The organism is Streptomyces sp. NPDC001832 (assembly GCF_040297265.1).
Classification (GTDB): Bacteria; Actinomycetota; Actinomycetes; order Streptomycetales; family Streptomycetaceae; genus Streptomyces.
The window spans coordinates 34905-55379 of sequence record NZ_JBEOYU010000034.1; the positions used below are offsets into that span (position 1 = coordinate 34905).

Genomic DNA, 20475 nt, shown 5'->3' on the forward strand with positions numbered 1-20475 from the left:
TCGCCTTCCTTACGTACGGTCAGAGCAGGGTTGTCTCCGATCAGGAATTCGCCCTCTTCGGGCTCCAGGATCTCCAGGGCATACCGAGCCATGAGCTGGCGGGTTTGGTCGAAGGATGCCTCAATGCGCACGCGAAGCAGTGATCCGTCGTGGAACTGGTCGAGCATCGGGCTGAATACCTCGTCGGCGATGACAGCCAAGTCCTCCGGTCCGGCCGCGGGCCGCCCTGTGTGCTGCAAGTAGGCAGCCTCCAGATGGCCAGCACGCTCGGTGAGGAGCCACTCCCGTTGCCGTGGCAAGAACTCGGTGCGAACGCGGTTGAAGGCCTCGCGGTAATGGTGGGACCGGATGTAGTGCAACGCGATCAGGTCACGCAGAATCCCGGCAGTACCCGGCTCTTCCAGTGCGGTCCCCGCCTTGACCGCGGCGAGGGCGTTGGGTAGACCTCGCTCGACCAGACCCCACTTGATCTCCAGCGACGTGGAAGCCCACGGCACGAAGTTCTCGATCTTTCCGATGCCCCGAGGCGGTCGGGTGTTGAGCCGGCGCTCCGGGTGTTGCAGATCGTAGGGTTGCACGTGCTCAACGGTGGTGTGCTTCACGGCGGCGGCCCATTCACGCAACAGCACCTTCGAAACGATGTGCTGGCCCGTCACGTTCTCGCTCGCCTGGGGAGTGAGTTCGGCGATCCGTTCCGGATCTCTGCTTCCGCGCCCGGTGTTTTTGACGTTCACGGGATCTATGGTCGCGAATCGGGAGGGACCGCGCTTGGGTTTTCCGCTTCCGCCGACCGCTCACGGGCTGGGACGCGTAGAAGCGGCGGCTATATGCCAACCGGCAACAGTTGACCCCAGGCCTCGAAAGGCCCGGGGTTCGGCGGAGCGGGGAGTGGTGCCCGTTTCAGTAGTCGTCTCGGTTTGAGGGCGGTCCGTACTGCTCGATGAGGCCGCAGGTGCAGGTGCCGCCCTCGTACACCGACTTGTCGCACTCGTCACGGTGGCCCCGCTCCAGCAGCGGCTTCGCAGGAACGGGACGCGCGGTGGCTGCGGCGGGCGGGGCCGGGGCAGGCTGGTCGGCCGCGTGGAACTCGATGTCCACGACGGCGGAGGCGATTTCGTCCTTGCGCCACTTCTCGGGGGAGTTGTGGTTCACCAGGCCGCCCGCGTAGGCCATGCGCAGCAGTTCTGCCTTGGTGTGGTTGCGCATCAGCTCGTTCATCCGCTGCGCCCGCGTCCGCCAGCCCCGTGCTGCCTGGGTCTCGCGCTCTTCCCGCGTCACCGTGTCGCCCTGGCCGTGGTCTTCCGTGCGTCCGACGGCGAGGGCCGGACAGAACCGTCGTCCGTGCTGCCGGACGGGGCAGACACCGCTGCGGCCTTCGCCCAGGGCACACCCAAGGCGGCGAGGGCGGCTTGCTGCTCGCAAGTGAGCTTGTCTCGTCGTTGCTTCTGGTTGGCGTACCAGATGCCCAGAGCGAGCTCCTGCTCCTGGCCGTCGATGACGATCGTCTCGTGATGGGGGCGCTTCACGGTCGTGGTGCCCTCGCGCGCGATGTATTGCGCCAGGGCTGCCACGCCCCGGGTGAAGGCCGCCGACATCTTGGCGCCGGCCGCGCCCTTCCTGGCCGGGGCTGCAGAGGGCCGCTCGGCAGGTTCGATGCCCAGTGCGGTCAGTCTTTCCTGCTGTTCGGCCGAGAGCTGCGCCCAGTTGCCGGCCTGTCGCTGGATCCAGCGGCCGAGGTCGTCGCCCTCGAACAGCACCCCCGGCGCGATGTAGGGCAGGACGCCGTCGGCGTCGACCAGGTCGGCGAGGACGCGGTAGTGGCGCTGCCAGTCCAGCGGCCACGGGCAGTTCCAGTCCTCATCGACCGCGGCCAGCTGCTTTGCGCGCTCCTCCGCCCGCTTCGGGTCCTTCCCGAGGCCGCTCTTCCGGCGGAGGTTGGCCAGGTGCTGCCCGATTGGTACGGGGCTGTCGCCAGCCGGGTCGCCCCACACGGCGTCCTGCCGGGGCGCGAGGTGCCCGGTGGCCTGCCGGTAGGACCGGAGCGCGGCGAGCTTGTTCTCCCACGCTTCCTCGCCCGGCTCCCAGACCATCCCGGCTTCCGGGGCGTCCAGCAGGGTCTTGCGCCGCTCCTCCAGCTCACCCGCCCGCAGCGCCTTCCGCTGCTGATGGACCCATCGGCCAAGCGGAAAACCCTTCGTGACCCCCACTTCGACCTCGACGTCGTAGGCAACGGCATGGACGCCGGTGATCTCGTTCTCTGCCCGCCACCGGATGAGGGCCTGGTAGCCCTCCAGCCACACCAGCGACTCCGGCCGGTACACCCGGGCCCGCAGGAACGCCGCGATCGTCGCCGCGTCGCGCGGGCTGGAGAAGTGGAGCAGGACGGCTTCGGCGGCGGTCTGCGTGTCGTCGTCCTCCTGGTCCTCGCCGTCACCCTCACCACCGGCCCCGACAATCTGCCCGTCCTGGTCACGTCGGACGTGGACCTTGCGTTTCCCGCTGGTGAGCGCGCGGGAAGCGAGCTGCTCGACCAGACGTTCGTCATGCGAACGTAGGCCCTGGAGGACCGCGACAAGGGGGCGGAAACTGGCACTGGCGACCATGTCGGTGGGGTCCTCGCCGGGCTCCAGGAACACCGGGACGATGATGCGGGCGACCTTGGTGGAGCCGTCCTTGTTGAGGCGCAGCGCCCGGCCGATGTTCTGCACGATCTCCACCTGCGAGCCGCGGGTGTCCGCGAAGCAGATCGCCTCCACCCCGCGCTCGCCGGTGATGTCGACGCCTTCCCCGAGCACGCGGCAGCTGGCGAGGAACGCGCGGTGGACCCGGCGCCCGGCTGCGTTGATGCCGTTGGCGAACTGGCGCAGGACCTCACGCCGCTCACTGACGAGGTGGTCGCCGCACAGCCACGCCGACCACACCCGGTCCGGCGGAACATGGCGGCCGGCCTCCAGCTCGTAGAACGCCGCGTCGATCGACGACTTCGGCAGCCGGTCCGCAGCCGCCAGGTCCTCGTTCGAGGCATCGTTCACGTACAGCTCGGCAGCGGTCTCGGGGAGTTTGTCCGCGAACGCGCGGGCTTCCTCGACCTTCTGGTGGAACGTCATGACCGTACGCAGGTTGTACGCCGCCGCGTGCTCTAGAAGTGCGGTCTGCAGGAGTGCCAGGCGCCGGCCGCGCCGCGCCTCCTCGGACTCCCCGAGGACCGGCGAGGGGTCGCGGATCTCCAGGACGTCGATCTCGAAACCGGCGAGGATCTCGCGCTCGATCGCCTCCGAGAGCCCGAGCTCGGCGAGCCAGGCACCGTACGTGCCCTCCGGGTCGTCAGCCATGGTCGCGATCTCCACCTCCTGGCCGCCGGTGCCCTTCTGTGGGCGGGCCGCGGCGAGGATGCGCGGGGTGGCGGTGAGGTAGAGCCGGAAGTCGGCGGGGATCCGCTGGTTGTCGTGGATCGCGGCCCACGGCCGCCCAAGATCACCAGTGGTTCCGTGCGCCTCATCGACGATCGCGAGGTCGAACGGGGCCATCTGCTGCCCGTACAGGCGCTCCCCGCCCGCCAGAGCGGCCTCCAGCGGCCCGCGAACCTTCCGCTGGCTCTCGGGTGCGTCGATGTCCTCGCGGTCCACGAGGGAGGCGTACGTGGCGAACACGACGACCGGCCCGTGCCCGGCCCACAGGGCGAGCTGGATCGGGTTGGTGGTGGTGCGCACCCCCAGCGAGTTGAGGACCGCGTCGTTCTCCAGCGAGCACACCGCGACCATCGGCGCCCGGTGGCCCACCGCCCGCCACGCCTGGGCGGTCTGCGCGAGCAGGTCCAGGGTCGGCACGGTCACGAGGATCCGGCCGTCCGCGAACGACTCCAGCGCGCACGCGGCGGCTGTGATCGTCTTACCCGAGCCGGTCGCTGACACGATCGTGCCCCGGGCACCCTGAGGGGGCACAGATGACCTTGCAGGAAATCCCACCCAATTTCTAAACGCCGACTTCTGATCTACTTGGTGTTCTTTGAGATGAATCACAAAGATCCCCTTACTTATCCAAGCTCGACGATCAGGAATCCTCAGTGGAGCTTCAGATGTGATGGCGATGCACGATGGCGCGAACAGCAGCTTCGAACTCGCGCACAGCTAAGCCGTGTTCATCGCGAGCAGCATCCCAGGTCGACTCTTGCCCGTATGAATCCTGAAGTCGGTTGTATGCGTCGATCAAACGGGAAGCGTGGGAGCGAAGTTGTTCGCTACCAGGAGTCATGAAGAACTGGGTTGTTATTTCGTAGCGGAGCGGATCTGCAATGGCCAGATCTGACGCCGCTACACCAGCTATAGCAGCGTCAAGTAGCTGCCCACACAGCCGGTTGTACATGGAAGAGAGCCGTGAACTCACTTCTACGAGCCGATTCACTTCCTCCTTTCGCTTTTCGACTCTGCGTCGAATGAAGTCACCTAAGAGAACTAGAGTTCCACCGAGAATTGCTCCAAGCAGTGCCAGTAGACCTTGCACTTCCATCACTCCAGGGTAGGGATGTGAGGTTCGGCCGTGATGTCGCTGAGGTGTTCGGCGTTGTATGTCACTGATGTGTAGGTGTATTCGTGCTGTTCAGCGGCGGTTGGATCAGTCGATCATGGTGACAGTTTGCCGAGTATTTCGGTGACGTGAGGCCGTATCGGCCGGTGTCGTGTTCGCCGTGTCTCCTTTGTCTTCCTGGTCTTCATGGAGCCACCTGGGCGGAGGTGTGTGTCCGGCGGTTTCTGGCAGGTGCCGCGGGGCCTGGCTGGTCCAGATTCCCGCAGCAGTTTCGAGGGCTCGTTAGCATGCGCGTCCATCGAACTGGCGGGAATGTTCTGCTGTCACCCGTCCGAGTGGGTGGCTGGGCGGGAAGCCCATGTGCGGCTCGTAGCCTCGCATCAGACGCATCCGTCACACACGCGTCTGGCTGAACTGCCCTGTTAGCAAACGTTGTTCGTTGTTGGAGGCTGTACGTGATCACCGTGCCGTTATCCGCCCGCCGCCTTCGCGGGTGCCGGCACCGGTGAGGAGACTGATGAGCGCCTCGGAGGCGGGCTTGGGGCGGCATCGGGACGAGTTGCGGCCCGCTGCTGTGGCCCGGCTGCTGCGGTTGCGTGGGGCGGGGGAGTTGACCACCGCGCATGTGAGACTGGTCGCCGAGTCAGTGGACGTCAGCGTGCGGCAGGTGTGGCGCTGGCTGGCGCAGGCCGAGGAGACCGGCAGCACGGAGAAGCCTGAGCGTAGGCGGATCCGGATCACCGAGGAGATCATCGATGTCCTCGCCGACTACCGGGGCAACGTTAAGCGCGCCCACGAGTATCTGGTGCGTGAGGCCAAGGCGGCTGGGGAGAAGCCGATCGGTCTGACCACGCTGCACGACGCCATCGCCCGTGACCTCGACCCCGGTTTCATGGCGGGCCTTCGGGAGGGCATTCCGGCCGCCCGCGGCTTCGACCCCGCTTTCCAACGGCCTGCGGTAGCCCGGAACCAGGTATGGGAGGGCGATCACAAGCAGGCGCCGCTTGTTCTGATGATGCCCGACAGTACGTTGTCGAACGCATGGGTCACATGGTTCGAGGACCGCGGCACCAGCTACGTGATGGGCTGGGCAGTCACCGCCGGTTCGGCGCACCGCGGATCGGTCCTGGCGGCCATGCGCTCGGCGGTACTGCGGGAGGACCCTTACGGACCGCCCGGTGGACTGCCGCACTTGGTACGGGTCGACGGCGGTGCCGACTTTCTGTCCAAGACCGTCCGGCGATCCTTCGGGCTCCTCGGTGTGCCGATACACCGGGTGCGCAGCGCACGCCACAAAGGCGGTATCGAGCGGCTGAACCGCACCAGCATGACCCGCTTCTTCGCCGACCTGCCCCGTTACACCAAAGCACCCCGCCTTGATCACGTGAGCCGCGTCGGCGACCAGGACCCACCACTGACCTTCGAGGCGTTCGTCAACCTGCTGCGTGAATGGGTCACCGAACACAACACCAAGCACGTCGTGAAGCGCACGGGGCTGACGCCGCTTGAGGCGTGGATGGCCGACCCCACCGAGATCCGGCCCGAGCCTGCTCCGGCCGAGTTGCGTGCCTTCATGCTGGAGAGCGACCACCGGCCCCGGAAGATCACCAGCCACGGGGTCGAGTTCTCAGGCCGTTACTACATGCCTGAGAACGGAGTCGGCCGGATCGGGGTTGAGGTGCGGGTCCGGTGGATGCCGCATCACAGCCACGAGATCGACCTGCACACTTTCCGCGGCAACCGCTACCTGGGCCGGGCTTTCCTCAGCGACGAAGCCACCAAGGAACTGCGCACCAAAGTCCTTGAGGACCGTAAGGAGCACAGTGCTGAACTGCGCAAAGCGCTGCAGCGTTCCGGCGAACGCAGGCGCGACCGCTATCTGCCGGCTACCGAACCCCAACTACCCGTCCAGGCAATCCGCATGACCAGAGAGGAGGCGCTCGCCGAACTCGCGGGTACCAACCGACGAGCGCCTGCTGCTCACCGCCGACGCGAAGAGCCCTATCAGCCCTTGACCCCTATCCCGGCTGGCTGGGCACGCCCCGGCCAGATCTCTGCCCCCTCTCAGCCATCCTCGGAGGACACGTGACATCCACCGCACCCGCGCCGCAGCCGACCGGGGCGGCGGTACGCCGCCCGGATTTGCGCCCGCAGTTCTTCCTCGGTCTTGAGGACTCATCGCTGGTCGCCACCGACACGCTGCTGCAGATCAAGGACACCGTCGTCGACACCGTCGAGTCGCGGGCGCTGTCGGTGATTTACGGCGACGCGGGGCTCGGCAAGAGCTTCGGTACCCGGGCCACGATCCAGGAGATGAACCCCGATCTGATCCTCCCGCTGGACTTCGCCCGCTCCCGCCCAGGGCCGAAGGACCTGCGCGAGGAGCTGTTTCATCAGATGAGACTCTCCTGCAAGATGCCGGGCACCCCGACCGCGTTCGACAAGCTGCTGCGCGAGACCCTGCCCCGGCGCCCGTATGTGATCGTGTGCGACGAGGCCCAGCAATACCGACGGGAGAACTTCGAGTTCCTGCGCAAGCTGTGGGATACCTGCGACCCCAAGCCCGCCATCCTGTTCGTCGGCGGCCGGGAGGCCTACGAGACGCTGCAGAGCGACCCGGCGCTGGCCTCGCGGATCTACATCCGCCTGGAGATCCTCGCCATGACCGAGGACGAGATCCTCAAGACCGTGCCCGACTCGCACCCGGTGTGGAGGAGTGCGGACGAAGCGCTGCTCAGGAGGGTCGACACCCAGTACGCGCTTGGTTCTTTCCGTGAGTGGGTAAAGGTCACCAAACACGTGATCAAGGGCATGGAGCACTTCAAGGCCGACACGGTCGACGACCGCATCGTGGACTGGGCCCTGAAACGGTGCTGACCTCTCCGCCTCCGCCCTCGCCCATCTGGGGCACGGACGCCGCAGCCGAGCCCTTCGCCATCATGGAAGAAACGGCTCCACCCGGCCTGCACTATCTACAGACTCCGGGGCTACGCACCCTGCTCACCCCGAGCATGCTCGCCGTCGGCGATGCGCTCGCTGACGCCTACGCCCAGGGCCGGTTCGTGTGCGTGCTGGGTGCGGCCGGGGTCGGCAAGACCTTCGCCGTCCACACCGCCGCCCGCCGGGTCGGTGAGCTGCTGCCACTGGACTTCCGGGCCCAGCCGGCCCCGGCGGACCTGCGCGCCGCCCTCCACAAGGAACTGAAGCTCCACGGTGAGCCGCCTGCCGACCCCGGGGCCGCCGACACGCTGATCCGCCGCGCCCTGGTCCAAGGGCCGCGGATCGTCGTGGTCGAGGACGCCCACCGGCTGTCGGCGTCCTGCTTTGAGTACCTGCGTTTCCTCCACGACGACCTCCCCCAGGGGCTGTGCGTGGTCCTGATCGCCCAGGCGCGCGGCGAACGCTCCCTGCGCGCCCAGCGGATGCTCGCCTCCCGGTGCGCCGGCTGGCTTCAGATCCCTCCGCTCACCCGCGACCAGGTCCCGAAGGCTGCTCACGCTTTGCACCCCGTGTGGCAGAGTGTCCCGCCCGACGACCTCAAGGCGCTGGACGCCCGTATCGCCGACGGCGCTCTGCGCCGCTGGGCCGTGCTCACCCACCACACCCAACGAGCATTGGCCGCCACCAAAGCGAGCACACCCGATCAGGATCTGCTGCACGCCGTGGCGGACCGGGTCGATGGCGGACGCCGCCCATGACCACCCCCACACCTGCCCCCGCCCCTGCACGGGCCGCTGCACCGCCAACCACCCCGGCGGCGCGACCTGTGAGGCTGCTGCTGGACGGCGACGACGACCACGCGGTACACCGAGCCGCCTACCAGCGGGCCGATCCCGCCCGCGGCCGGATCACCGTCGACCCCACCCCGCACACCACCAGCCTGGCCTACCTCGCGCTGGACCTACTGCGCGCCAGGGGCCGCCACAGGTTCTCCCGCCCCGAGGCCGAGCGGATGTCCACCGACCCTGCCTGGAAGCAGCGGCAGAACCTGCACAACTGCGGCCACACCGCAGCCTCTCTTGCCCCCGGCGAGGCCGCCGCCCTGACCCGCCTGCTGTACCACACCGCCTGCGGCCATATCCCCGACCTGCCCGCCGAGCAGATCCCGCGTCTGGCCAACCGGCGTCTGCCCGCCCTCTCCGGCGAACAGCCGACTGCCCACCCGGACGTGTTGTTCGCCCTCGCCGCCCGCCCCCTCACGGACGCAGAGGCCGCCGCAGACGGCTGCGCGTCGGTGCCCGCTGCTGACCCGACACCACCACCCAGGCCGCGATGATGCCGATGCCTCGTACGACCACCATGCCTGCCACCACCACCGGAGCGTGGAAGCCCACATGGTCACCCAGCCACACCAGCCCCGGCCTGCCCCCGCTCACCGTGGTGCACGACCCAAACGATGACTACGCCTTCATGGCTGCCGCGCTGGCCGCCCATACCCCCGCGCGGGGCCGCATCACCGTCCACCCCACCCCGGTGGCGAGCGCTCCCGCCTCCCTGGCCCACGACCTGCTGCGCAGCATGGGTAAACACTTCGCGTCGGCTGGTAACGAGGACGGCACCTACTGGAGTGGCAACACCGAGACCGCCTGGCGCGCGGTTGCCGCCTGGATATCCGCGCTGCGGATCGGTCATGTCGTCGTCACCCGGGCCCATCGCATCAGCTCCCGGCACTTCGAGCACCTCTTCGCCCTGCGGGAGCTCACCAAAATCCGTCTGACTCTGCTGTGCCACGGCCCGTTGCCGCCCGCCCTGGCCACCGCGCTCGTCGCCCTCCCGCATGAAGCGGTGCACACCCTGGACGCGGCCCGCCGCGCCGTGGCCGCTCCCGCGCCTGCTCCACCGCCGGTCGCCGGCCGGTTCGCGTGGTGGGAGGCAAACGCGCAGTTCCCGCCCGACGAGGGCGAGCCGTGCTTCCTGCTGCCCACCCGCCGTGCGCCCGGCCGCGGCCACATCGAGGCAGCGGCCCGCCGCCTGGGCCGCGTGGTGCTCCCGCTGCCCGCCGCCGGCCGCTTCCCGCCCGAGCCCGACGAGCCGACCGAGCTCCTCGCGCACCGACTGCACGCGCGCATCGCCCATCCCGTCCACGCCGCGGCGCTGGCGGTGCGGGTTTTCGCCGCCCAGACGGACCTCCCGGCCCGAGCGGGCCGTGGCCGGGAGATGCAGACACCGTCCTGGGCAGTGGACTTGATCGAGGCAGCCTGTCACTTCAGGCAGCTGGAGGGGCGTGCGGATAACACTGCCACGCCCCACATCAGGTCCTGGGACCACGCGGCTCTGACCGAAGCAGCCCACGCCTGCGGCCTGTACGAGCACCAGGCACCGGACCCGAAGCGGCACTTCGCCGCCTCCACCTCGCGTTCCGGGCGGCCAGCCGCCATGCGTCCTGACGCGGGCGGCACACCAGCACCCGGCCGGGCAGCATGAAGCGTGCAGGAATCCAACCAACCGAGGGAAAACAGGAGCAGATGATGGCCGAGCCAGGGACAGGACTCTTCGAAGCGATCCGCCGCGACCACCGCGGCGGCGACAGGCTGCCGAGATCCCTGGCCGCCCGCCACGGTGTATCCCGCCAGACGGTCATGGAGGCGATCTCGACCGTGCTGCCGCTGCCGCATTCTCTCCCGGCCGACGAGGAGCAGCTGGGCGAGGCCCGTCAGCTTCTGGACGCGCTGCTCGCCGAAGACCAGGCCAAGGCGCCTGCCGAACGCCGCTCGGCCTTCGAGCTGTACGAGGAGCTGAGTCTTCGCACCAGCAGACTTCCGCTGTCCTACCGGTGGGTGTGGGAGTACATCACCGGCCGCCGCCCCCAGCATGCTTCCGGCGCCTCGCCGCAATCACACGAGCAGTCCTGGGCGGGCAACGTACCTTCCGACATGCCGAGTTTCGTGACCTACCTGATCAGCAGTGCGGCGCGCGACCTGGCGGAGCTGAAGATCGAAGGGACGCTGTTGGCCGCTGATGGGGTCGAGCTCGGCATGGTCTCCCTCGCAGGCGCCAGGGCCCGGATCAACCAGGCCCTACACGAGTTCGCGCTGGTCGGACGCCGGGCCGGCTTGTCCTACGCCCAGATGAGCGCCTTCACCGGCATCCCCGAAGACGACCTGGCGAAGCAGGTCGAGGACTACCACCGCCTCATGACGACCTGAGCAGCAGCCCGCCCAGTCGCCGACCGCTATGAAGGTGTGGCTGTCGACCGACGGGTGTGGGGCTGGGGGCGCACTCTGGCGGCGGGCGTTGAACGCGTTGCGGTCCCGCGGGCCGGTCGAAGACCGGCCCCACCGGGTCGTCGTAAGCGCGGATGACCCGGTTGCGGCCCGGGCTGGCATCTTCGACACGCCAGCAGTGGCCACCCCAGCTCTCAGCGTGCCACCGTGGCCCGTACAGACCCCAGTAGAGCTCTGCTGTCGGCGTCGTGGATCCGGCAGTGGATGTCCTCGTTCACGCCCTCGGCAGCTGCCAGCGGTTCACCGCGAGGCGGGGGTGTTGCCGTCAGGCTGCGGAGGGTTGGCCGGCTGCTGGCCAGTGCTGGCGGGTGACGAAGATTCGGGCGCGTGCGTTCGTCGATCTTGGCCGCGCCCCGTGCACCGCGGGCACGGTAGAGGCGGAGGGCGGAGCGCAGAGAGCCGCGGACCGGCCGGCCGGCGTGGTCTCGTCCTCGACCACTCCTGGTCTGCGGCCGTTTGGTGTTCGCGGCGCCAAGTGTCATCTCTGGTGCTGTGTCATAGCCTCTCGCACGGCGGTGATGGCGATGCGCTCCTGCTCCAGGCGCAGGTGCGGCCGGTAGGCGCCGGTCCGCAGATCCTGATCGAGGTGGGCCTCCTCGGGGGTGAGGTGTGTCAGGCCGCCGCGTGCCTGGCTCTTCTCCCGGCCCCAGTGGGACTCGTGGGCGAGGAGGGTGGCGCGGTCCATGAGCAGTGACGTGGTGTGCGGGAAGCGTCCTCGGACCTGGTTGAGGATGGCGAAGCCATGGGTGTCGATGTCGCCCCAGTAACAGAGGTCGACGTCGTCGAGCCAGGGCAGGTGACGCAGCAGGGCGGCGGCGTATCCGGAGCCGAGGATGGCGATGGCGTCGGGGACCGGCGGGAGCGAGAGGTAGGTGATCTCGTTCTCGAGGACGAAGACGGTGCGTACCCCGGTGGGCCAGTTGGCCAGTTCCTCGGCACGGACGGTGAGTTCGCTGAATGGCAGGGGAGAGGCGCCGAGGTAGCGCAGGCGGATGTAGATGGGTTTGGTGCGAAAGCCGTAGCGGGCGACGAGATCGCTTTTCGGTGCGCTGGTGTTGACGCGGCTTTCAGGGAGCACACAGTCGAGGAGTTCGGCGAGGATTCCTTTGTTGGTCTCGATGAATTTGGTGTCCACGCCCGGGGTGTCGATCTCGCGCAGGTAGACCGCTTTCGTGTCGTGGTCGCGGATCCAGCACGTGGTGAGTACGAGCTGGTGCCAGTCTGCGGCGTGGACGAGCACCTTCATGGGGTGGTCGGCCATCCACCGTGCGATGCCGGGGTCCTGGCGTGCGGTCTGCTCGTGCAGGGTGTGGAAGTAGTCGACCTGGGTGGTGACGCGGAGCAGCGTCCAGAGGCGGTCGCGGGTGTCGACCCAGGCTCGGGCTGGGACGGTATTCGACGGGGCGCCGTTGCGGCCTCCGATCGTTTTGGTCTGGATGCGCAGATGGGGGTTTCGGTCGGGGGCCCAGCACTGGGCCCAGGCGAGTGCCTGCTCGTAGTGCTGCAGGGCGTCGGCCGCGGTCGGGCCCTTCAGCGGTACTCCGATGGGTTCGAATGGGTGATTGCCCGCCGCGGCGGTGAGATAGCGGCCGCTGGTCCACTTGCGGCGCAGGGTTTCCACCACATGCTCGGGGCGGGTCCATTCTGCCGGGGTCACGCTTGCTCCTTCGGGGGCTGGTTCGCCTGCTGGGCTGCTGCCTGCTTGTGGGCGCGGAACTCCTCGATAGTGAGGTTGTTCAGGCGGGAACGGGTCTTGTCGGGGCGGTCGACGTAGCCGACGCGGGTGACGTGGGGCTCGATGACGTGGAGTTTCTGGAGCGGGGTGACGACGAGGAGTTGCAGGCCCAGGCGCTGGAACAGGTCGAGGGCGAAGTGGGCGGAGGGGTCGTCGCCGCGCCCGAAGGCTTCGTCGATGGTGACGAAGTGGAACGTCTTGGGTTTGGCGGCGGTGGGGTCGATGCGGAACTGGTAGGCGAGGGAAGCCGCGAGGATGGTGTAGGCGAGTTTTTCCTTCTGCCCGCCGGACTTGCCGCCGGAGTCGGAGTGGACCTCGTACTCGGCGTCGTCCTCGCGGTTGAGTTCGCTGGCGGAGAAGACGAACCAGCGCCGCACGTCGGTGACCCGGACGGTCCACTCCCTGTCGAGACGGGCGTGCTCCGCGCGGCCCTTGAAGCGGTCGAGGAGCGCCTTGACCTGGAGGAACTTCTCTTCGGTGTACGCGTCATCGGCATCATTCGAGAGCGCTTCGCTGGTGCAGGCGCGCAGGTCGTGCTGGAACTCGCGGACCTCCTTGTTCGGCGTGGGGGCGGCGTTGAGCCGGATGTAGCGGCCCGGGTTGTAGTCGATGCCGGCCAGCGAGGTGTTGATCACGTCCATGCGCTCGCGGATCTGCTGCTCCTGTGCGCCGAGATGGGCCTGGAAGGAAGCGATGTCGCGGATGACGTTGGTGCGCAGGTACAGGAGGAACTGCTCCTCGAATCGGGGCAGGTCATCGCCGGTGAGCCGGCTGTGCAACGCGCGGTAACCGTCGGCGGATTCGATGGTGTTGTCCAACTCGGCGGTGTGGACCGGGTACCTGCCGCGGAAGGCGGTCATCAGCCCCGCTGCCTGGCTGCTGGCGTGGCGCAGGGCCTCGTGACGACTGCCGCTGCTGCGCAGCAGACGTGCTTCGGCATGGCGCTCGGCGTCGTCCAGCATCTCCAAGAGGCCGTCGCCGTCGGCTGCGGGCAGGAACTTCCTCAGGGCTTCCTCGTGCTCCGCCATGCCGTCGAGGTCGCACTTCGCGAGGAACGTGGTGGTCCTGCCCAGCAGGTCGGCGATGTGCTGGACGTCGCGGCGCAGGCCGCCCAGCTCCTCCTGCCCCGTGGTGAACGTCTTGCTGCTCTGTACGATCTCGTCCTCGGTCCGCCGGAGCTGCGCGGTGAGCTTGTCCAGACCGGCTTCTGCTTCCAGGGCGCTCTTCTGCTGCTCGAACTGCTCGATGTCCGCGACGGTGCTCTGCCAGTTGAGTTCCGCGTAGGTGTCGACGCTGGCCAGCAGGGTGAGAGCGGCACCGGTTCCGGCGCGGGCCCGCTGCTGCTTCTCGAGTTCCCGGGTGGCCGTGGTGATGTCGGCACTCTCGCGGGTAAGGCGGGTGGCCTCGGCGAGGAGAGCGTCGAGCTTGGCCTGGTTGCTCCAGCCCAGCACCCAGTTGCGCCGGTCGTCGATGCGATGGGTGTCGTTCTTCTCGTGGCGGCCTGCGCCGCCCTTGATGAGGCCCTGCCGGGTGACGGCGGGCCGGGTCGCGCGGGCGAATGCGTCCAGGTCTTCGGCGCACAGGTAGTCGGCACGCGAGCGCAGCCGCGCGGCGAGCCAGTCGCGGGCCCAGCTGTCGGATTTGAGCTGGAGTTTGCCGGTCAGCAGGGTGGGGTCGTCCGGCAGCATGGTGAGGGGTGTGTGCGCGGGGACCTGGTAGTAGACCAGTCTGAGGCCCAGGTGACGGCCGTTGACCCAGGCCGAGACGGTGTCGTAGTGGGCGTGTGGGACCAGCAGGGACAAGGCGAACCCGTGCAGTACGCGCTCGGCGGCGCCGGCCCACTCGGATTCGTCGTCGCGGACCTGGATCAGCTCGCCAGCGAACGGCAGGACCTCGTCGGAGACGCCCGCGGCGGTGGCGAGTTCGCGGCGCAGGGCCAGCAGCTGGGCGGGGATGCTGGAGCGCTGCTGCTGCAGGCTGGTGATCTCGCGCCGCAGCGCGTCGGTCGCGGTGGTGTTGTCGTGGCGCGCGATGGCGAGATCGTCGAGTTTCCCGCGGGCCCGCTGCTCTTGTTCCTCGGCCCGGGAGCGGGTGGTGGAGATCTGGTCGGTGCGCTCGCGGAAGGAGGCGGCGTCGGTGACGGGATCCATGCCGGCCTGCGCGAGCCAGGCGCCGTACTCGGTGGCGCGCTTGCGGCGCCGTTCGCGTTCGCGGCCGAGCTCGTCGATCCGGCCGGTCAGGGAGATGAGCTTCTCCCCGCCGGCGCCGTCGATACGGCGCCGCAGGCCGTCGGCCGTCCCGCGCAGCTGCTCCAGCTGCCGCTCGCGAGTGGACTGCAGTTCCTCCAGTTCCGCCGCATCGGACATAAGCGCGGTGTGACGTGTCGTGAGGAGCCGGTGGCGGTGCTGGGCGAAGAACGCGGGGACGGCACTGCGGCGCTTGTCCAGGGCGGTGATCTCCCCCTGGACGGTGTCGTACCGGTTGCAGGCCACCACGATCGGCGTTAGGTCCTCGATCATCCGGCGGGCTCGGACGACTTCGTTGTGGCTGGCGGTGAGCGCGTCGAAGTGGGCGACGATCTTGTCGACGGCCGTTTTCGCGTCGAACGGCTCCAGCATCCGCTCGCGGACGAACTCGTCCAGGCTGCCCACGGCCTTCATCGACACCGTCTGGTGGAACAGGTCCAGGGCCTGCAGGCTGGGGATGCCCATGCCTCTGAGCAGTGCCTTGCCGTACTGGGTGTATGTGCTGCCGTGGATAGTGGCCCCGCGCTGTTTCAGCTGCCGGCGCAGGTCGGTGATGTCGGTGCCGAAGCCGGTGAAATCGGTGTCGATGGACAGCGGTGCCTCGGCGGTGAGGTAGAACCGCTCGGGCTGCCCGGTGCTGGTCGGGGATGTCCAGTAGAAGACCTGGGCGAGCGTGAGGTGGGTACCGAGGGCGTAGTTGGTGAAGACGCCCAGGATCACGCTGTACGACGTGTGGTCGCGCAGTCCCACAGGGCGTGTGGTGTCGGAGGCCTCGACGCGCTCGTTCTTGTGATGGCCCAGGACGTAGGACCGCAGGTCGCGCTCCTTGGCGTCGGCGCCCGCCGCCTTGTTGTAGGCGATCTTGTGGGCGGGCAGCAGCAGCGTGGTGAGCGCGTCCACGAGGGTGGACTTGCCCGATCCCACGCCCCCGGTGAGCAGGGCGCAGTGCCCGTCGATGGTGAAGGTGCAGGTGGTGCGGTGGAAGGTGCCCCAATTGAGCACCTCCAGGCGGGCGAGCCGGTAACCGGGGCCGACGTCGAACGTGCCGGCCGGCTCTGCGGTCGTTGCCTGCCGTGGGATGAGCGCTGCCGGGTCGGTGGTGAGGGTCATGTGTCGTCCTTGGCCGTGGTGGAGGCAGCGTCGCGGTAGGTGGCGAGCAGGTCGTTGAAGTCGTGGAGGGCCTGGGCGTCGACCAGGGCCTTGATGTGGCGGCGGACCTCGTAGGTACTGGTCTGTTTCGTCTGGCGCAGTGCCTTGAGGTCGACGAGCTTCTTGATGTGGGCGTCGATCTGGTCGACGAGCTGGGCTTCGTTGCTGCGGGGCGGGAGGAAGCTGCGGATCATCTCGACCAGGTCGTCGCGGGTGAGTACCAGGCGCGGGTCGGCGGCGTCGGCATCGCTGTCCGCGAGTCGCCCGCGCAGCAGGACGAGCATCAGGCTGACGGGGAACGAGAGCCGGTGGCGGGTGACCAGCCGCGGCACCGGGACGCCGTCGTCACGGGAATCGAGATCCTGCTGTCGGACGTAGGCGTAGCCCTCGGCGCGGTCGATGACGACATCAAGGCCGATCACGCTGAGGTAGTCGCCGATCGCCGCCTGATGGCTGACGATCTGCTCCCAGACGGCAGGTGCATCGCTCTGATAAAGCACACCCGCTTTCAGCAGGTGGACCACGGGGACGGTCAGGGCGTCGCTCATTCCTGCTCCGCCTTTCCGGCGGCGGTGCCGCCTTCGTCGCGTACGAACGTCACGTGCGGCACTCTCGCCTGCGTGTGCCCGGGCACGTGGACGCGCGGGTAGACCAGGAGGTCGGTGTGGTTCGGGTCCACGATCGTGTCCAGGCCGGGGTGCTCCACCTGGAAGTAGGCGAGCAGTTCCGCGAGCCCCAGGGTCAGCGGGTGGTCGTCGACGATGGCGGCCAGGTTCGCCTGGCCGCTCGGGCTTGCGGCGACCGCCTCCAGGACATGACCGGTCAGCGCCTCGGTGTCGACGTGGACGCCGGAGAAGAGCTCGGAGATGTCCACCTCCGCGTCGTCGGACTCCTCCACCGCGGCGGTGTCCAGCTCGATGCGTTCGACCGGCATGTACAGTCGTCGCTCCATCGGCAGCGTCAGATGTGCCCGTGGGACGTCTAGTGCCATGCCGGGCAGGTCTGCCTGGCCTTCCAGGGCGGTGACGTGACGTTGGATGGAGCGCACCAGCGCCAGTACGCGGCGGTCCTCTGCTCGGCTGCGGTCGGCCAGGAAGCGGCGCAGCTGCTCGGTCAGCTGCCGGACCGTGTCCTGGGTGTTCTCGGCCGCCTCCAGCCAGGCGAAGGGGATCTTGAGTAGGCTCTGGTTGGCCCTGTCTTCCAACTGCGGCAGCTGGTTGACCTGTTGCAGCAGTTCCCATAGTTCCTGCTGGCGGCGGGGGGAGAGGAGGTAGTCGAAGAACGCCTGGAAGCTCTGCCCCTGATCCGACCGGGCGATCTCGTCTCGGTCTAGCAGGAACGAGGCCAGTTGCTCTCCCTTCCCGCCCTCGGCGGTGGCGACCTGGTGGCGCAGACGTACGTCTAGTTGCCGAAGATTGGCCTCCACTTCGCGGAAGTCCCGCAGGAGTTCGACCGCGGTGCTTTCCACCTGCTGGTAGCGGTCCAGCAGTGCGAGCGGGGACAGCATGTCGACCTCACCGGCGCGCAGCCGTGCGATCTGGGCGTCGATTGCGTCACGCTCCCGGCGCAGTTCATCGATGCGTGTCTGCGGATCGGTCTCCGTTCCGAACGCCATCTGCCGCAGAAGTGCGACGATGGTGTTCAGGCGGGACTCGGTTCCGATGAACGAACGTGCGGGCAGGTCCCGCACCCAGGCCACGGCCTTCTCGAGTGCCGCAGTCGCGTCGAAATGCGCCTCGTCCTCCCCCGTTGGGTAGTACTTGCGCAGCCAGCCGTTCTTCGTCCACTCCGCCAGATAGGTGCCGGCGGGCCGGGGAAACGAGCCGGGCTTTTCCTCGTTGAGGAGGTAGAGCCGGTCGTCCAGCCGGGACTCCAGTACGGATTCCGGCACACCGCGCGCGTTCTCGTCGACGAACACCGTGCCGCAGAACGACAGCACCAAAGTGGCGTTGTCCGCTCGCAGCAAGACCCACGCCGGATGGCGGACAAGCGCTGTGACTTGGTCGAAATCCACACAACCCCCCGATCGCATGCAACATCTGTCCCGCTCTGAAGACAGCAGATGAATTCACTGTAGAAACCGGCACTGACAAAACCCGAAGAACGAATGAATTTGCGAATCCTGCTGGAATTTCACCCCGAGCACAGGCACCCGCGCAGGCGGCGACGCGGTGCTGGGCAAGCTTGTCCAGCCTGATCTGGTTGGCTTCCCAGCACCGGGTCGGTCGAGGGGTACTGTCCAGAAGATCGGCGATGCCCTCGCGGGCGACCACGATGCACGCTTGCCGGTGACGGGAGGCGAGCACGCACAGCCGCCCAGCCTTGAGGTGGAAGGCCGTGGCGTCCCGACGGCCGGACAACGGGTGCACGACGATGACGGCTTCGAACTCGCGGCCTTGTAGTCGGTTCGCGGTTTCCACCGCCACGCCTCGCGCGTCGGGGCTGCCGGTCCGGGCGAGCGCGGCCCGGACCAGGTCAGGTGGTGTTGAATTCCGCTACCGCCGCCGTGGCTCGTTGGTCTGCTTCTGCTTGCAGGGTCTCCCAGTCGGCGGTTGCCTGTTGTGTTCCTGTCGCGAGGACTGCGGCGCGTACGGCGGTGCGGACATCGCCGGGGCCCACCCGCAGCCCGGCGCCCCGGAGGCCCTGGATCTCCGAAAGCGCCTCCGCGGCGGCCTGGTCAAGGTCGAGGGCTGCCCCGGCAGACGTGTCCGCGGCGTCCCGGCACACCACGATGACGTCGATGCGGTTGGGCTCCGCCGCTGCGGTCTTGGAGAGACTGGTCGCCACTTCGGCGATCACGGCGCGGGTGGTGGTGACGGTGAAGCCCGCGTCCGACAGCGACCGCATCAGAGCGCACCAGCCCGTGGTCTGCGACTGGTGGAAGCTGAACAGGAGGCAGCCGCCGGGTTTGAGGACGCGCCGGCACTCACGCCAGACGAGGGCTGCGGTGGCTTGGAATCCATAAGGGGTGGCGTTCTGTACTTCCTGGACGGCACGGGTGCTGGGCACGTCCGGGTAGCCCTGGTAGGGGTGCATGGCGCTGAGCCACGCGTGGAAGAAGTCAGCCAGTTCCGAGTAGTGGACGTTGTCGACGTAGGGGGGGTCGGTGACGATGAGGTCCACGCTGTTGTCGGGCAGATCTGTCTGCGAGGCATCACCGGTGGTGGTGTAGGCCGTTGCGGGATCCTGTACGAACTGCTGCCACGTCGTGCTCAGGGGGCGGGCGATGGGCAGCGAGGACTGGTCGACGGAGAGGATCCGGTCGGCCTCGGCCCTGAAGTCCAGCGGGGTTTTCTTGTACTGGGCCGCTTTGTGCAGCCGGGTGAGCACCCCGGAGAACCCGGCCGATCCCCCCTGGGCGCCCCAAGGGTCTCCTTCGATGCTGCACCGCTCCGGTCGCAGTACGTGGTTGTGGAAGATCGAGCGGACCGGGCCGGTGCCCTCCCCCTTGTAGGAGCAGAAGAGGTTGTGGTGTTCGACGGTTCTGCCGAACGATGCGATGAGCGCCTCGCGTTCCGCGGACGCCCCGGGGAGATCGCGCAGCGCCGCGCCGATCAGCCCGAGGCTGTATCGCTGGCGCTCGTTGAAGAACTGCTCCCAGGATTTGTACCCCCAGCGCAGCGCCTGGACCGTGCTGACGCCTTCCTCCAGCGTGCCGAGCGGGCGTACGAGCTCATCGGGAGATGTGTTGGCGAGGGACTTCGCCGCTTTGTCGTAGAGGTAGAGGTCGAAGTCGTCGATTGCCCGGTACTCACGCTTGCCGTCGGCGCGCAGCACCAGTTTCGCGTACATGCGTCGTTCCGGGACGGTGCCGTTCAGCGCGGCAATGACAGGGGTGCGGTGTCCGAGACGGCACGTCATGAACCGTCCGCGGGCGGCCCCTTGGAACGAGAAGGTCAGGCCGCAGGCGGGGCAGTGCCCCCTCTCGTCCTTGCTCAGGTCGGTGACGCAGATGCCCCGGCAGTCTGGGCATACGGCCTGTGCGCGGGGGAATCTGCGCGGGTACGCATGGCGGGCGAAGACCCGGGTGGTGAAGAGCTCCACGTCCTCGCCGCACTCTGGGCAGTGCGCGAGGGCCACCCAGAAGTAGTGCAGGACCGGTTCATCGGAGACGGTGCGGTGCAGTTCCTGGACGGGGCGGGCGCACTTCCTGACGACCTGACCGAAGAGGTCCGCGAGCACCTCGAGGTCCCATGGCTGCAGCGCCTGCCGCTGGGTGAGCGTCGCGACGGGGTTGATGTCGCGGCCGACGGCGGCGGCCCCGAGTTTGGCCGCCTCGACAAGGGTGGTACCCGATCCGGCGAAGGGGTCGTAGACGACGAGCCCCCGCAGCCTGTCCGAGGCGTCCGCGATGGATTCGTCCGGCCCGGACACGGCAGCCAACAGTAAGTGGCGTGCGACGCTGCCCAGGCGCCTCGCCCACCACTTGTGAACGTAGGTCGCGGGCCGGTGCAACTCCTTGCGCCATGACTCGTGCTCGGCGATCCGGCTCCACTCCACTGGCGCCGGCCCGGCCTCGAGAAGCGAGACCAAAGGGAGGCCCGCTCCTGACTTTTCGTTCATGTGTACGCCCCCGGTGGTCCGAACCCGGATCCAC

At 68.1% G+C, this 20475-nt stretch carries 14 protein-coding genes and 2 pseudogenes; 6 read left to right on the forward strand and 10 right to left on the reverse strand.

Annotated elements, in window-relative coordinates:
- Positions 1–20: 20 nt before the first annotated feature.
- The 4 genes and pseudogenes from ABT115_RS23230 to ABT115_RS23245 form a co-directional block, all read right to left on the reverse strand.
- A pseudogene (locus tag ABT115_RS23230) lies at positions 21–734 on the reverse strand (DUF4238 domain-containing protein); the annotation flags it as partial.
- Between the two features lie 166 nt (positions 735–900).
- Positions 901–1278 (reverse strand): hypothetical protein, encoded by a 378-nt coding sequence (locus ABT115_RS23235; protein ID WP_351793026.1) that lies wholly within the window; start codon positions 1276–1278, stop codon positions 901–903.
- Positions 1275–4019 (reverse strand): DEAD/DEAH box helicase, encoded by a 2745-nt coding sequence (locus ABT115_RS23240; RefSeq protein WP_351793028.1) that lies wholly within the window; start codon positions 4017–4019, stop codon positions 1275–1277. The genes ABT115_RS23235 and ABT115_RS23240 overlap by 4 nt, the downstream gene beginning before the upstream one ends.
- Positions 4020–4071: 52 nt before the next feature.
- The gene (locus ABT115_RS23245) at positions 4072–4506 is read right to left on the reverse strand and encodes a hypothetical protein (protein ID WP_351793031.1); all 435 of its coding nucleotides are present in this window, start codon (positions 4504–4506) and stop codon (positions 4072–4074) included.
- Positions 4507–5041: 535 nt separating this feature from the next.
- Between ABT115_RS23245 and ABT115_RS23250 the strand changes: the two genes are divergently transcribed.
- From ABT115_RS23250 to ABT115_RS23275, 6 genes are read left to right on the forward strand one after another with little or no spacing between them, the layout of a single operon-like run.
- Positions 5042–6613 carry a Mu transposase C-terminal domain-containing protein gene (locus tag ABT115_RS23250; protein WP_351793034.1) on the forward strand — a complete coding sequence of 524 codons (1572 nt, stop codon included), beginning with the start codon at positions 5042–5044 and terminating at the stop codon, positions 6611–6613.
- Complete coding sequence (locus ABT115_RS23255) at positions 6610–7401, forward strand: AAA family ATPase (RefSeq protein ID WP_351793036.1); 792 nt, start codon at positions 6610–6612, stop codon at positions 7399–7401. Before ABT115_RS23250 ends, ABT115_RS23255 begins: the two co-directional genes overlap by 4 nt.
- Entirely contained in the window at positions 7395–8222 is an 828-nt protein-coding gene (locus tag ABT115_RS23260; protein ID WP_351793039.1) for an AAA family ATPase, read from the forward strand. The genes ABT115_RS23255 and ABT115_RS23260 overlap by 7 nt, the downstream gene beginning before the upstream one ends.
- Positions 8219–8800, forward strand: coding sequence for a hypothetical protein (locus ABT115_RS23265; RefSeq protein ID WP_351793041.1), 582 nt, complete (start codon positions 8219–8221; stop codon positions 8798–8800). The genes ABT115_RS23260 and ABT115_RS23265 overlap by 4 nt, the downstream gene beginning before the upstream one ends.
- Before the next feature lie 5 nt (positions 8801–8805).
- Positions 8806–9948: a hypothetical protein gene (locus ABT115_RS23270; protein ID WP_351793044.1), complete on the forward strand. Its 1143-nt coding sequence runs from the start codon at positions 8806–8808 to the stop codon at positions 9946–9948.
- Positions 9949–9992: 44 nt separating this feature from the next.
- Positions 9993–10670 (forward strand): hypothetical protein, encoded by a 678-nt coding sequence (locus ABT115_RS23275; RefSeq protein WP_351793046.1) that lies wholly within the window; start codon positions 9993–9995, stop codon positions 10668–10670.
- Between the two features lie 556 nt (positions 10671–11226).
- On the opposite strand, the gene ABT115_RS23280 is transcribed toward ABT115_RS23275, so the two are convergent.
- The 6 genes and pseudogenes from ABT115_RS23280 to ABT115_RS23305 all read right to left on the reverse strand — a co-directional run bounded on the left by ABT115_RS23280 (position 11227) and on the right by ABT115_RS23305 (position 20252).
- The gene (locus tag ABT115_RS23280; RefSeq protein WP_351793049.1) at positions 11227–12405 is read right to left on the reverse strand and encodes a Wadjet anti-phage system protein JetD domain-containing protein; all 1179 of its coding nucleotides are present in this window, start codon (positions 12403–12405) and stop codon (positions 11227–11229) included.
- Positions 12402–15839 (reverse strand): ATP-binding protein, encoded by a 3438-nt coding sequence (locus ABT115_RS23285; RefSeq protein ID WP_351793051.1) that lies wholly within the window; start codon positions 15837–15839, stop codon positions 12402–12404. Before ABT115_RS23285 ends, ABT115_RS23280 begins: the two co-directional genes overlap by 4 nt.
- Positions 15836–16426 carry a DUF4194 domain-containing protein gene (locus ABT115_RS23290; protein ID WP_351793054.1) on the reverse strand — a complete coding sequence of 197 codons (591 nt, stop codon included), beginning with the start codon at positions 16424–16426 and terminating at the stop codon, positions 15836–15838. Before ABT115_RS23290 ends, ABT115_RS23285 begins: the two co-directional genes overlap by 4 nt.
- Positions 16423–17910, reverse strand: coding sequence for a DUF3375 domain-containing protein (locus ABT115_RS23295; protein WP_351793056.1), 1488 nt, complete (start codon positions 17908–17910; stop codon positions 16423–16425). Before ABT115_RS23295 ends, ABT115_RS23290 begins: the two co-directional genes overlap by 4 nt.
- Before the next feature lie 130 nt (positions 17911–18040).
- Positions 18041–18349, reverse strand: a pseudogene (locus tag ABT115_RS23300) (helicase); the annotation flags it as partial.
- A 4-nt stretch (positions 18350–18353) separates the two neighbouring features.
- On the reverse strand, positions 18354–20252 hold the full coding sequence (locus tag ABT115_RS23305) for a DNA methyltransferase (RefSeq protein ID WP_351793059.1): 1899 nt from the start codon (positions 20250–20252) through the stop codon (positions 18354–18356).
- Positions 20253–20475: the final 223 nt, after the last annotated feature.

Excerpts from the sequence above, each read along its gene's own strand:
- ABT115_RS23245 (WP_351793031.1), bottom strand. The coding sequence starts at position 4,506 with ATGGAAGTGCAAGGTCTACTGGCACTGCTTGGAGCAATTCTCGGTGGA.
- ABT115_RS23250 (WP_351793034.1), top strand. The coding sequence starts at position 5,042 with ATGAGCGCCTCGGAGGCGGGCTTGGGGCGGCATCGGGACGAGTTGCGG.
- ABT115_RS23265 (WP_351793041.1), top strand. The coding sequence starts at position 8,219 with ATGACCACCCCCACACCTGCCCCCGCCCCTGCACGGGCCGCTGCACCG.
- ABT115_RS23270 (WP_351793044.1), top strand. The coding sequence starts at position 8,806 with ATGCCTCGTACGACCACCATGCCTGCCACCACCACCGGAGCGTGGAAG.
- ABT115_RS23275 (WP_351793046.1), top strand. The coding sequence starts at position 9,993 with ATGGCCGAGCCAGGGACAGGACTCTTCGAAGCGATCCGCCGCGACCAC.
- ABT115_RS23285 (WP_351793051.1), bottom strand. The coding sequence starts at position 15,839 with ATGACCCTCACCACCGACCCGGCAGCGCTCATCCCACGGCAGGCAACG.
- ABT115_RS23290 (WP_351793054.1), bottom strand. The coding sequence starts at position 16,426 with ATGAGCGACGCCCTGACCGTCCCCGTGGTCCACCTGCTGAAAGCGGGT.
- ABT115_RS23295 (WP_351793056.1), bottom strand. The coding sequence starts at position 17,910 with ATGCGATCGGGGGGTTGTGTGGATTTCGACCAAGTCACAGCGCTTGTC.